The organism is Vibrio sp. M260121, from assembly GCF_036533715.1.
Classification (GTDB): Bacteria; Pseudomonadota; Gammaproteobacteria; order Enterobacterales; family Vibrionaceae; genus Vibrio.
In genome coordinates, this window is the sequence record NZ_JATABF010000004.1 from 22,049 (window position 1) to 34,145 (window position 12,097).

At 46.2% G+C, this 12,097-nt stretch carries 10 protein-coding genes and 2 pseudogenes; 5 read left to right on the forward strand and 7 right to left on the reverse strand.

What is annotated here, in order from left to right; genetic code table 11:
* Positions 1-96: 96 nt before the first annotated feature.
* On the reverse strand, positions 97-591 hold the full coding sequence (gene lrp, locus QTO06_RS03825; protein ID WP_005437169.1) for a leucine-responsive transcriptional regulator Lrp: 495 nt from the start codon (positions 589-591) through the stop codon (positions 97-99).
* Positions 592-747: 156 nt separating this feature from the next.
* On the opposite strand from lrp, the gene ald reads away from it, so the two are divergent.
* The gene (ald, locus tag QTO06_RS03830) at positions 748-1,872 is read left to right on the forward strand and encodes an alanine dehydrogenase (protein ID WP_331406924.1); all 1,125 of its coding nucleotides are present in this window, start codon (positions 748-750) and stop codon (positions 1,870-1,872) included.
* 93 nt (positions 1,873-1,965) lie between these two features.
* Here the strand turns inward: ald and QTO06_RS03835 are convergent, their stop codons facing one another.
* Together QTO06_RS03835 and cysB are read right to left on the reverse strand one after the other, a co-directional pair.
* Positions 1,966-3,162 (reverse strand): methyltransferase, encoded by a 1,197-nt coding sequence (locus tag QTO06_RS03835; RefSeq protein WP_331406925.1) that lies wholly within the window; start codon positions 3,160-3,162, stop codon positions 1,966-1,968.
* Between the two features lie 53 nt (positions 3,163-3,215).
* The gene (gene cysB, locus QTO06_RS03840; RefSeq protein WP_005425353.1) at positions 3,216-4,190 is read right to left on the reverse strand and encodes an HTH-type transcriptional regulator CysB; all 975 of its coding nucleotides are present in this window, start codon (positions 4,188-4,190) and stop codon (positions 3,216-3,218) included.
* Positions 4,191-4,528: 338 nt separating this feature from the next.
* Here cysB and QTO06_RS03845 point away from each other — a divergent pair, with 338 nt between their 5' ends.
* On the forward strand, positions 4,529-5,293 hold the full coding sequence (locus QTO06_RS03845) for a hypothetical protein (protein ID WP_050918679.1): 765 nt from the start codon (positions 4,529-4,531) through the stop codon (positions 5,291-5,293).
* 125 nt (positions 5,294-5,418) lie between these two features.
* On the forward strand, positions 5,419-6,198 hold the full coding sequence (miaE, locus tag QTO06_RS03850; protein WP_331406926.1) for a tRNA isopentenyl-2-thiomethyl-A-37 hydroxylase MiaE: 780 nt from the start codon (positions 5,419-5,421) through the stop codon (positions 6,196-6,198).
* Between the two features lie 242 nt (positions 6,199-6,440).
* Here the strand turns inward: miaE and QTO06_RS03855 are convergent, their stop codons facing one another.
* The gene (locus QTO06_RS03855) at positions 6,441-7,469 is read right to left on the reverse strand and encodes a metal-dependent hydrolase (RefSeq protein ID WP_331406927.1); all 1,029 of its coding nucleotides are present in this window, start codon (positions 7,467-7,469) and stop codon (positions 6,441-6,443) included.
* A 157-nt stretch (positions 7,470-7,626) separates the two neighbouring features.
* Positions 7,627-7,884 (reverse strand): hypothetical protein, encoded by a 258-nt coding sequence (locus QTO06_RS03860; RefSeq protein WP_010646166.1) that lies wholly within the window; start codon positions 7,882-7,884, stop codon positions 7,627-7,629.
* A gap of 395 nt (positions 7,885-8,279) precedes the next feature.
* Between QTO06_RS03860 and guaD the strand changes: the two genes are divergently transcribed.
* Positions 8,280-9,698, forward strand: coding sequence for a guanine deaminase (gene guaD / locus QTO06_RS03865; protein WP_331406928.1), 1,419 nt, complete (start codon positions 8,280-8,282; stop codon positions 9,696-9,698).
* Between the two features lie 97 nt (positions 9,699-9,795).
* On the opposite strand, the pseudogene QTO06_RS03870 reads toward guaD, so the two are convergent.
* Positions 9,796-10,685: pseudogene (locus tag QTO06_RS03870) on the reverse strand (collagenase); the annotation flags it as partial.
* On the opposite strand from QTO06_RS03870, the pseudogene QTO06_RS03875 reads away from it, so the two are divergent.
* Positions 10,652-10,990: pseudogene (locus QTO06_RS03875) on the forward strand (FCD domain-containing protein); the annotation flags it as partial. The pseudogenes QTO06_RS03870 and QTO06_RS03875 sit on opposite strands and share 34 nt — an antisense overlap.
* 28 nt (positions 10,991-11,018) lie before the next feature.
* Here the strand turns inward: QTO06_RS03875 and QTO06_RS03880 are convergent.
* Entirely contained in the window at positions 11,019-11,471 is a 453-nt protein-coding gene (locus QTO06_RS03880) for a MarR family winged helix-turn-helix transcriptional regulator (protein WP_331406929.1), read from the reverse strand.
* Between the last annotated feature and the right edge of the window lie 626 nt (positions 11,472-12,097).

The window sequence follows — 12,097 nt, forward strand, 5'->3', positions numbered from 1 at the left end:
AAAGCCGCTCGGTAAATTGATTTAACCATATCAAAGAGAAAAACCCAATTACTCTATGGAGAAAGCGGAAGCATTTACCGCTTTCTTTGCAAGAATTTAACGAGTTTTAATCACAAGCTGGTTAGTTTGCTTCACTTCTTCCATAACGACGTACGTACGAGTGTCATTTACGCCAGGAAGACGTAGTAACGTATCGCCTAGTAGTCGACGGTAAGCACCCATATCAGATACACGGGTCTTTAGAAGATAGTCGAAATCACCTGATACAAGATGACACTCTTGGATGTCGTCTAGTTTTTGAACAGCTGCGTTAAACTGCTCGAACACATCTGGTGCACCACGGTTCAACGTAATTTCTACGAATACCAATAGTGATGCATCGAGGAACTGCGGGTTTAATAGCGCAGTGTACCCTGTGATGTAACCTTGACGCTCTAAGCGACGCACACGCTCCAAACACGGCGTTGGAGAAAGTCCTACACGTTTTGAAAGTTCAACGTTCGAAATACGACCGTCTTTCTGCAGTTCATTAAGAATGTTGCGGTCGATACGGTCTAGTTCCTTGGACGGCTTCTTATAGTTGTCTGCCATTTTTTATTCCACCTTATTACTTCCTTGCAAAAAAATATACTACAACTTTTTAATATTTGGTGCCAAATATTACAAATCAACATCTATACTAGATATTAATTCGACAATAACACCCTACAAACAGTTAATACAACCATTTTAGAAAGAGGACACAGGATGATCATTGGCGTACCTAAGGAAATCAAGAACCACGAATACCGTGTGGGTATGATCCCAGCTAGCGTGAGAGAGCTAATCTCACATGGTCACCAAGTTTTGGTTGAGACCAATGCAGGTGCCGGCATTGGTTTTTCAGACGATGATTACATCGCTGTAGGCGCATCCATTCTTCCTACTGCTACAGACGTGTTTGCGAAAGCAGATATGATTGTAAAAGTAAAAGAACCCCAAGCTGTCGAGAGAGCAATGCTCCGCGAAGGGCAGATTTTATTTACTTATTTACACCTAGCACCAGATTTTCCACAAACTGAAGAGCTAATCAAGAGCAAAGCTGTCTGTATAGCGTATGAGACTGTAACAGATAATATGGGTCGTTTGCCACTGTTAGCACCAATGTCAGAAGTGGCAGGTCGGATGTCTATTCAAGCAGGTGCGCAAACGTTGGAAAAATCGCACGGCGGTCGCGGTCTACTACTAGGTGGCGTACCTGGTGTTGAGCCTGCGAAAGTTGTTGTCGTTGGCGGCGGTGTAGTTGGCGCGAACGCAGCTCGTATGGCTGTTGGTCTTCGTGCAGACGTAACTATCCTAGACCGTAACGTAGATACTCTACGTAAACTAGACGAAGAATTCCAAGGTCGCGCTAAAGTGGTTTATTCTACTGAAGACGCTATCGAGAAGCATGTTCTAGAAGCAGACCTAGTGATCGGCGCGGTTCTAATCCCTGGTGCAGCAGCACCGAAACTGGTAACAAAAGAGCACATCGCTAAGATGAAGCCAGGTGCGGCGGTTGTTGACGTAGCCATCGACCAAGGTGGTTGTTTCGAAACTTCTCACGCTACAACGCACGCAGAACCAACTTACATCGTTGACGAAGTAGTTCACTACTGTGTAGCAAACATGCCAGGTGCAGTGGCTCGTACTTCAACATTTGCACTGAACAACGCAACGCTTCCTTACATCGTGAAGCTAGCAAACAAAGGCTACCGTGAAGCACTTCTAGAAGACAAAGGTTTTCTTGAAGGCCTAAACGTTATCCACGGTAAAGTGACTTGCAAAGAAGTTGCTGAGAGCTTTGACCTAGAATACGTTGAACCAACGCAAGCTATCGCAATGTTCAACTAATGACAAAATAACGCACAAATTGTCACATTTTGTTTACAAAAGCCCACTGAAAAGTGGGCTTTTTTGCATAGAGCATTTAGCTATAAAAAAGATCTAAAACTTATAAGCACAAATTAAAATGTTTCGAGGCGTGACAGATTTAGCGCAAAACTCTGCCAATCTAACACGATAACCACGTTCTTCAAGATAAAGTGCTTTGTCTAAAGCGAGCCAAATCTCCAACGGACGTTGAAATACCAACTGGACCAGACTCAAACGCTCCATTTGCCAAAAGCGCTGTTCGCTTAACTTTTCAAAATGATCGAAGTCGATTTCTTGCGCAAGATCGATGCCCTTCTGTTCCGCTGCCCAGCGACATAACGATTCAAAGCCATCACTTAATTGCGACTTACGAATGCTTGGTACTGGCTGATATCCTTCCATGCCCAGAGCTTGGCGCGTGATCAAATCAAACCCTAAACGAAACACCATTTCTTGCTGACGATGACGGCGTACACGTTCACCACCCGTCACAGTTTGCTGCAGCGGAATACGCAGCTCTTGCTTAGACAGCGAGAGAGAAGACGCTCTGCCCTGCTCCGACATCGGCTGATACTGCTCAGACTGAATCAAATGGTAACAACAAGGCGAGATTGTCATCGCAGCAATGCCGTTTTCGCTGCCGTACTGCATCAAACGAACATGAAGATCACCACACGCATGCAATGCCACGGCGTGTTGGGTTGGCTTAAACACCGCTTTAGCTTGGCTATTGAACGCATCACCTTGAATAAACGTCATTTTCCAATGACGCTCATTCGCCGCTTGTTGCCCCGAGTCGCACAGCGCTTGTTGGTATTCAAAACTGGTAACAGGTTGATCGGTTTGCGTTGTCAGGATGCGTCCCAAGTATCCTTTACCTGAACACCACTCCAGCCATTCTTCACCGTGATGATGTTGAATCGCCGCTTCGCCCATAGAGCTAATTTGCTCCAACTTACGGCCAGGAATGCCACTGTCTAATCCACGAGCAAGCTCCAAGCCGTTTAACGCTAGAGGTTCTAAATGCGTCAGTTCAGCGAGCGTTTCAAGTTCTGGCAAAAAAGGACTAAGCGCCTGTAAAGCGAGCTCAGGTTCTACTTTGTATTCTTCGATTTGAGAGGGAGAAAGAGACGCTAACCACTGGCACAACTGAGGATGTTGTGCTTGCCAAGGTAACGATGCGTGAAGGCTGCTTTGAAATGGATCGAATCGCCACAACGATTGATTTTCGATTAAGCAGTCATTAATAAATTGAAATTGCGTTTTCATAGCTCCCCCTACAACGAGCGCATTGTAGAGGGAATCGAAACAGCAATGAAGTGTTATCTAACCGGAAGTTCGATGTCTTTAAACATCTCTTCAATTTCTGAGTTCGACTTCAGTGAAATCGCTTGTTCAACCACGGGACGGGTTAAGTGTGGAGCAAAGCGCTCCATAAAATCGAACATGTAAGAACGCAGGAAGGTACCACGGCGGAAGCCAATGCTTGTGGTACTTGCGCCAAACAAGTGGCTTGCATCAATGGCAACCAAATCGCCGTCTTGGTCTTCATCTACCGCCATGCTCGCAATCACACCAACACCAATGCCCATACGAACATAAGTTTTGATTACGTCGGCATCCGTTGCGGTAAACACCACGCGTGGCGTCAAACCTTCACGGTTAAATGCGGTATCCAGCTCAGAACGACCAGTAAAGCCAAACACGTAAGTCACCAGCGGATAAGCCGCCAAGTCATGAATCGTGACAACGTCTTTCTTCGCCAATGGGTGATCTTTTGGTACCACGATAGAACGATTCCAGTGGTAACAAGGCAACATGATGGCATCTTGGTAAAGATGAAGCGCTTCAGTTGCAATCGCAAAGTTCGCCGTGCCTTTAGCAATCGCTTCAGACATTTGTGAAGGCGTACCTTGGTGCATGTGCAGCGATACTTTCGGGTAACGAGCCGTAAAGCCTTTGATTACGTCAGGAAGTGCGTAACGAGCTTGGGTGTGCGTGGTAGAAATGTTCAGCGTGCCCATTTCTGGGTGAGTGTGCTCACCTGCCACGGCTTTGATGCTTTCCACGCGCGCCAGAATCTCTTGAGAAATTCGCACGATCTCTTCACCGGCCGGTGTCACCTGCGTTAAGTGTTTACCACTTCGTTCGAAGATCTGAATGCCCAGTTCATCTTCCAGCAAACGGACTTGTTTACTGATGCCCGGCTGAGAAGTGTAAAGACTCTCTGCTGTCGCAGACACATTCAGATTATGGTTCACAACCTCAACAATATACTTCAGTTGTTGCAGTTTCATCGTAATCCCTTACTCATTGATTGAGATAATAACGTCATACTTATCTTGCCTACTCGCCCGAGTAGATATAATGATTAGTTATAACGTGTTAGCAACTAAATGAACAGTAATTTCTAACTTATAGCTCAAGCTCATAGCTAATCATTTATCTCGGCTTCATATGCACAAAGTTGAACCTTTAAAATCCGCTTTTTTTTACAGCTCACCGTATTCTCTGCTTAAATCCGACGGAAAACGTGTTTGGGGCAAAATAATCAAATAAATAGGGTGCCGGGAGAGAGAAGATTCATGTATTCTCTATCGCTAGTCATACAAAAGTAAAAAGCAGACGCAAAGATATGAATACTGGTTTAATAGTCATTTTGGTAGCCGTTCTACTGGTCTTGATCCTTGGGTACAACATCATGTTGCAGTACAAGGTGAAAGTAGAGACCGCGAAAAGACAGGAGTCTGCTCGTTACGTGACACTGATTGACGGTACCGAAGAGCTTATTGGTCACGCTCACCATATTCCTTTCAGCAAGGACCTACTGCTGTGCCTAAACAATCGCATTCTTGATGCTCTTGAGAGCATGCGCGAGCTGGATCCAAAAAACAAACAGCTTGTCCAACGCATCGAGAACATGAAGCAGCAAATTACTCAACTTAAAGAAAGTAATCAAAGCGGCGAAAGTACGACGTTCAAAATGCCAAGCAGCGACAAGCAAGCAATCCTAATGCTAAAACTGGTTAAACGTCTGCGTGATACGGTTCGCAACGAACACAACAAAGGCCGTTTGGATACACAAACTTACGTAACGGAAAATGCGCGTCTGGAAACGATGCAAATCCGCATCAACATCGAGAACGTGATCAAACGTGCGAACGATTCCATTTCCCGCGGTCAGCCTGGCACTGCTCTACAGCTGCTTCGTAAAGGCATCGATGCACTGAGCACCAAAAACGACGCATACTCGATTCAGGCGAAACAAAAACTTGAAGATATGCTTGGTGACCTAGATAAGAAACGCCAAGACAAAAACGATGCTGAAATGCAGCAACTTGCCGATAAAGAACGTGACAGTGATATGGATGCGCTCTTCGGCGAGAAGAAAAAGTGGTAAACTCTCCACAAGCTTTCCGCCCTATCCGATTAAAGGCTGCGTTTGCAGCCTTTTTTGTGTCTTATCCCTTTGAAAAGACGCTGGCTGGATAAACCGAAATTTGAATGTAAAGTATTAAAAATTAAATGATTAATCTCGACGCCTATCAGGACCTTCTTGCTCCAATTAACCAATTCTTGCAATGCAGCACCCCAGATGAATGGGTTGAGGAAGCAAGGAAGCCTGAAAACCTTCAAACCATTTTATTAGACCATCTACTGTGTGAACTGAAAGCCGGCCAATCGGCGATGTTCCTTATCCGTAAATACGCCGTAGACAAAGCCAGCTCACACGCTCTACTCGATTGGTTCAAACCTTATGAAGACTTCGCTTACCGCAAGACAGGTTCCCTTGAGACTCTGAAAGGTAAGAGCAATATTTCTAAAGCGATCATCGCTAAATCAGACTCGCCTTACAGCCAAGATCTGATCGACAAAATGGTTCTGCTGATCAAAGAAGAGTTACACCACTTCTATCAAGTACTAGAAATCATGGAAAGCCGTGGCGTGGAATACAAGAACATTCCAGCAAGCCGCTACGCGAAAACGCTGATTTCTGAGATGAAGACGCATGAGCCTGAAACCTTGATTGATAAGCTCATTATCGGTGCCTACATCGAAGCTCGCTCTTGTGAACGTTTTGCAAAACTGGCTCCGCATATGGACAACGACATCGCGAAGTTCTACGTTTCTCTGCTGCGTTCAGAAGCACGCCATTACCAAGATTACTTAATTTTGGCAGAGCAAATCGCAGGCAAAGACATTAGCGAACGCGTTGCGGAGTTTGGCCGCCTTGAAGCTGAGCTAATTTCAACACCGGATGAGGATTTCAAATTCCACAGTGGCGTTCCAGTGGTAGTGGCATAGGCTGCAGCCCAACGTTAATTAAATACCAAAAAGCCGGACATCACGTCCGGCTTTTCTTCTGGAGCTAATCCCGTACTCACTGTAATTCTGTATTGGCAAGAGATTCCCGACAGCACCCCTTTGTCGCTTTCGGGAATGACACGCTTGAGACATCTCACAACATCAACATCGTCACTCCCATCTCTCGTATCGTCATCCTCAAGAGCGAGGCACGAGCGAGTTGGGGATCTCATACACGTAAACTAAGAACGTGCACTCAACTCCATACGCTGCAGATTCGCATCAATACCCTGGTCACCCTTCAGTCTCTCCCAAAGCTGACCGAGCAAATCTAAACTGCGCTCACTCGGATAACGTTGGGTCGATTCTAATAGCTGCCACTGCCCATCTTCACCTTTCTCAGCAAAGATAAACTCGAACGACAGATTGTTAGACATACCCAAACGCAAGTCCGTCACAATCAGAGCATCATCTTCCACGCGATAGTTGAGGTAATCGTGAGAAAAAGCCTTTAATCCTTTCAGCGTGTCCGGCTTATCTGCCATCGGCCAACTGCCAAGAGGATGCGTCACAAAATCAATGCGCTGATCACTGTCTAATACCGACGCTAAACCTTCGTAATATTGGCCATCGTCCATCACCACCACGCGCCATAGAAACGTGTTAAACGGCGTTGGTGTAATCAGCACTTGCTGATTCGGTAAGTTCTGCGCAGCCAAGTTTTGCTCAACACGAGACGCAACCATTTGTTGAGAGGCGTATCCCCAACCGAGATAAAGTGTGGAGATAAGCACCACGCTTTGACACCAGCGTCCACCGCGAGATTTAGAAAACAGTGCCACACCGATCGCCAGCAACAGCGGTAAGGTGTAAAGCGGGTCGATAATAAACACGTTCCTTAGCTCAAAATAGCCCTCAAATGGCCAAATAAGCTGAGTGCCATACGTCGTCATTGCATCCAGTAAGGTATGCGTCACGAGTACACTGACGGTGAGGAAAAACACTCGTGATAGTGTCCAGAACGAATCAGGTCGCCAGCGGCAATAAAGCCAAGAAATCAGCAACGCAAACGGAGGCAATACCAATAAAGAGTGCGTAAAGCCACGATGCTTAATCGTGTTCTGAACCGCATCACCGTAGTCCAGAATCACATCCAGGTCTGGCAAGGTACCGAGAGCCGCGCCCATCAGCAATACCTTGGCATTGCAATGTTTACCTGCGATCGCGCCAGCAACGGTCGCCCCTAATGCTGCTTGTGTGATTGAATCCATATCCCGCTATCTACACTCATTCATGACAAAGATTGATTGGTTCGAAAACTAAAACGACTTTCAATAAGAGTCAAACCACTCACCCACTTGGTGTCTCTTATTTACTTACTTTTACACACTAAGGGGAGATCAAATGCCTTGGCACGTTTAAAGCCATTTACTGGCTAGCCGTAGCCTCTGGGCGGGAGATTTTCTTGATCAATGCTTCACGTCGGAGATCTAAGATCTCATCAATCAATTTCTCTTTGGCGTTGATGCCAAAGTGCTGATCGTAGTTTTTTACTTTTTCAATTTCATGCGGGTGCAAGCGGTACACCTCATCTTTTAAACGAGCCTCAGCTTCGCTTTTAATCAAGCCTTGGTTTTGTAGCAGCTTAATGATCACTTCATCAGCTGGGTTTACTGCTCTTGACATGTTTCTCCAATCTACAAGTTAAGTTGTTCGCCAAATCGCTGATCAATTCAGCTTATTCACTTGGCATCGCCAATTTACGTCGCACAACTTATAGCCCAAACATGACAACTTTATTGCAGCCCAAGGTCATTTATTAGCAAAGCATCGCATGCACCACTTCGGTTCAAACCTTTGTTTTTCTTCACCATCATGGATCGTGAGTACCTACTTTCACCTTACGCCTCTTTCCGTCGAGCCCCATTCTGTTTACTCTGAGAGCTCAAACAGACATCTGGCACACATCTCGCTGTAGTGACTGTGCTTTTAATGGTTTTCGGTTGTTACACTCTATTGACAAGGACTTGTTCTGATAAGTCAAAAACCATGGATTTTTAAACGATTCAATGGAGTGACTTATGAACAAAAACGCGATCCTTCTATCTTTACTCGGTACGGCTTTCTTCTCTTCGCAAGCGGCGGCGGACATCACCGCAATCCGCTCTAGCCTATTACATTTCATCAACGATCCAGCCAAAGTTGAACACCTTCCCGATGCCTATCAGTATTTTGAAGACGGTTTACTAGTGATTGAAGATGGTCATATCAAAGCCATCAAAGCGTTCAGTGAAAGCGATTCGACACAGTACCAAGAGATTGTCGATCACAGGGGAAAACTCATCGTGCCGGGCTTTATCGACACACACATCCACTACCCACAAACTCAGATGATTGCCGCGTATGGTGAGCAGCTGCTGGAATGGTTAGAAACCTACACCTTCCCAACGGAAAAACAGTTTGAGGACAAAGCCCACGCCAAAGCCATCTCTCAGTTCTTTATCAATGAACTGCTGAAAAATGGCACCACCAGCGCATTAGTGTTTGGCACTGTTCACCCTCAATCGGTAGAAGCGCTTTTTGAAGAGGCGTTAGATAAGAACATGCGTATCATTGCGGGGAAAGTCATGATGGATCGCAACGCGCCAGACTACCTACTCGACACACCAGAAACGGGCTATCAAGAAAGTAAAAACCTGATCAACAAATGGCATAACCAAGGACGATTGCAATACGCCATTACTCCACGCTTTGCCCCTACCTCGACACCCGAACAATTAGCGGCTGCTGGGAAACTCAAAGCCGAGTATCCAGATGCCTATGTGCATACCCACTTGTCAGAAAACAAAAATGAAATCGAATGGGTGAAGTCACTCTTCCCGGATCGTGAAGGCTACTTCGATGTTTACGAGCACTATGGTTTGGCTGGTAAACGCTCCATCTTCGCCCACGCGGTTCACCTTACCGATAAAGAATGGAGTGCATTTCAGCGTACCGATTCCGTGATTTCTTTTTGTCCGACGTCCAACCTATTTCTCGGTAGCGGTCTGTTCGATTTAGAAAAAGCAGAACAAAAAGATGTACGTGTCGGTTTGGGGACAGATGTTGGTGCAGGCACCAGTTTTTCTCAGTTAGAGTCCTTAAATGAGGCTTATAAAATCATGCAGCTACAAGGAAAGAAACTGTCCGCATTTAAAGGCTTGTACTTAGCTACACTCGGAGGGGCGACATCACTCAGCCTCGATGACAAGATAGGCAATTTTGAAGCAGGAAAAGAAGCCGATTTCGTTGTCCTCAACTGGGCGGCAACAGACTTGCAGAAGCTGCGTTCCCAGCACTCAAAAAGCTTGGAAGATAAGCTCTTTGCTTTGATGATGTTAGGCGATGAGAGAAACGTCGAAGCAACCTACATAGCTGGCAAACTGGCCTATTCTGTCGATGGCGTAGTCACTAAACAGGCGAAAGTCACTAAAAAGACAAAAATCGAGAGCTCAATCTAAACAGACCAAAGCCTTGAGAATCGAGACATCTAAACCGAAAAGCCGGACGCAGTGTCCGGCTTTGTTTTACATGGATACTGGTTCAGGGTAATGGGTATTAGTAAAAGTAAACCATCATCTCCACTTCATCCCCTTGCTGCGGTGCATCCAACGTGAAGTGCAAATAGCCCGCCTCAGTCACTGGAATTTGCAGGGATTCATTACTGCCTCTGTCGTTAGATGCGTATTCGTATTGCATAGCACTTGGCCAGTAAGCTCGGCTCGCGTACAAGTCCACATCGCCATTGTCAGAGTAGCCGTTTGTATCCGTTAGCCACACTCGTACTTCTTGAACGCCTTGCGGTACATAAACCGCTGCATAGCGTCGTTCGAATACCTTGAGCGTCTGCGGTTTACCCGATTCCAATACCACAGGCGTTAAATCATCTCGCTCCGGCGTTGTTGGTGTTGGCGCCTCGGTTTCCAATGAGGCCTTTAGCGTCACTGCATGTATTCAGCAAAACCTTCTAGCCACCATACAATGTAACCATGCTCCAAGTTATCGCCGAACGAGCCATATTGGTTGAATCGCGCATCGAGGTAGTGGGTGTACTCATGCTCTAAATTGAGAATAGAAAGCTCGTCACCATTGTTGTAACGGTAAGCCACAAAGCGCGGCACGTTGACTGTTTCTGCTGGGTTACCTTCCAGATACTGACCGCAATTGTTGGTGGTATTGCCAAACAAGAACGACGAGTAATCCACGTAACTCGCCTTACTAGCAAACACCGCCACTTCTACTCGTTCATTGTTGTCGTCTGCTACCGGCTGATGACCTGTATTCGCCACTTTATGGAAGTCCGCCTCTTTCGCTGCTAAAACCTCACACGCTTCCTGTGCCTGAGTTTGAGTCAAATCTTGCGAACGAATGATTGCCGGGCCATCACACTCATACCGATTCGGCAGTACACGCGCCACCAGAAGACGTGTATCAAGAGCACGAACACCACATTGCATCGATTGAGTTTCACAGCCTATTAGCGAGTTACTCTGGTAATGAGCTGCTGAAGTTTGTGGTTCGCTTTACTGCGCAGATGCTTACCGAGCTAACGATTTATCGAAAACTGTATGAACCGGGTAACCACAAACTGTGGCAAACGGGCGTGCAAAGCCAACGTGCACTGGTGGAAGCATTACGTAAAGGTGACGCGCCAAAAGCCAAGCAAGTAATGGAACAACACATGCTGACCGCGCATCAATTGATGAAGAAGCAAGAAGCTGAAGTGGCGAACCGTTTCCTCACAGAAAGCTAATTGGCTCGCCATCGTTTGAAATACAGAATTAAGCGTGATTGGCTAAGGTCATTTTACGCACCAAACGGAAGAATTCGTCAGATTCCTCTTCCGTCAAACAAGAGAAGAAATCTTGCTTAAGGTTAGTCATGATGCGGTGCACTTTGCGTACCGCTTCTACCCCTTCTTTGGTGAGCGTCAGAATCTTCAGTCTTTGATTGGTCTCGCACTTAGATACTTGAACAAAGCCGCGCTTCTCTAAGTTATCCACCATGCGTTTTGCGACGCTTCGCTCCGTTAGAACCGCGTCCGCCAATTCTTGCTGGCTCATCGGTTGAAACTCTTCCAACGCTGCTAAGGCACTCGCCATTTCTAACGTCATTAAGTCCTGACGCGATAGCTCTGCTTGAGCACGATTGCGAAACGTTCTGTTCATCACGCTGCACACAAACATCGGGCTTTGATCCAACACGGATATCGAAGAAATCTTCTGATCTTTCATACTTGCCTATTCTACTTTCGGCTTTGTTTTCATTTGGATAGTACTGCGTTTACAAGAGATTCCCGACTACGCTCCTTCGTCGTTTTCGGGAATGACGAGAAACATAACCGAGAGAGCAACACCCCGTCATTCCGACGAGCCTAAGCGAGATCAGGAATCTAATTGCCGTACGCTCTGGCTCAATATTTCTCATCAAGCCACAATACTCGGTGAGCAGATTCTGAATCACGCTCGTCCCTCGCTGTTCAGAATGACGAGAAACATAACCGAGAGAGCAACATCCCGTCATTCCGACGAGCCTAAGCGAGATCAGGAATCTAACTGCCGCACGCTCTTGGCTCAATATTTCTCATCAAGCTACAGCACTCGGTGAGCAGATTCTGAATCACGCTCGTCCCTCGCTGTTCAGAATGACGAGAAACATAACCGAGAGAGCGACATCCCGTCATTCCGACGAGCCTAGGCGAGATCAGGAATCTAATTGCCACACGCTCTTGGCTCAATATTTCTCATCAAGCTACAGCACTCGGTGAACAGATTCTGAATCACGCTCGTCCCTCGCTGTTCAGAATGACGTAAAAATTAAACCTCAAACCCAAACTATCCAATTGAATCCAAAAATAAAG

Bases quoted from the DNA above. Each gene is read 5' to 3' on its own strand.
- QTO06_RS03880 (WP_331406929.1), bottom strand. From the start codon at position 11,471: ATGAAAGATCAGAAGATTTCTTCGATATCCGTGTTGGATCAAAGCCCG.
- QTO06_RS03835 (WP_331406925.1), bottom strand. From the start codon at position 3,162: ATGAAAACGCAATTTCAATTTATTAATGACTGCTTAATCGAAAATCAA.
- ald (WP_331406924.1), top strand. From the start codon at position 748: ATGATCATTGGCGTACCTAAGGAAATCAAGAACCACGAATACCGTGTG.
- lrp (WP_005437169.1), bottom strand. From the start codon at position 591: ATGGCAGACAACTATAAGAAGCCGTCCAAGGAACTAGACCGTATCGAC.
- cysB (WP_005425353.1), bottom strand. From the start codon at position 4,190: ATGAAACTGCAACAACTGAAGTATATTGTTGAGGTTGTGAACCATAAT.
- QTO06_RS03855 (WP_331406927.1), bottom strand. From the start codon at position 7,469: ATGGATTCAATCACACAAGCAGCATTAGGGGCGACCGTTGCTGGCGCG.
- miaE (WP_331406926.1), top strand. From the start codon at position 5,419: ATGATTAATCTCGACGCCTATCAGGACCTTCTTGCTCCAATTAACCAA.
- QTO06_RS03845 (WP_050918679.1), top strand. From the start codon at position 4,529: ATGAATACTGGTTTAATAGTCATTTTGGTAGCCGTTCTACTGGTCTTG.
- QTO06_RS03860 (WP_010646166.1), bottom strand. From the start codon at position 7,884: ATGTCAAGAGCAGTAAACCCAGCTGATGAAGTGATCATTAAGCTGCTA.
- guaD (WP_331406928.1), top strand. From the start codon at position 8,280: ATGAACAAAAACGCGATCCTTCTATCTTTACTCGGTACGGCTTTCTTC.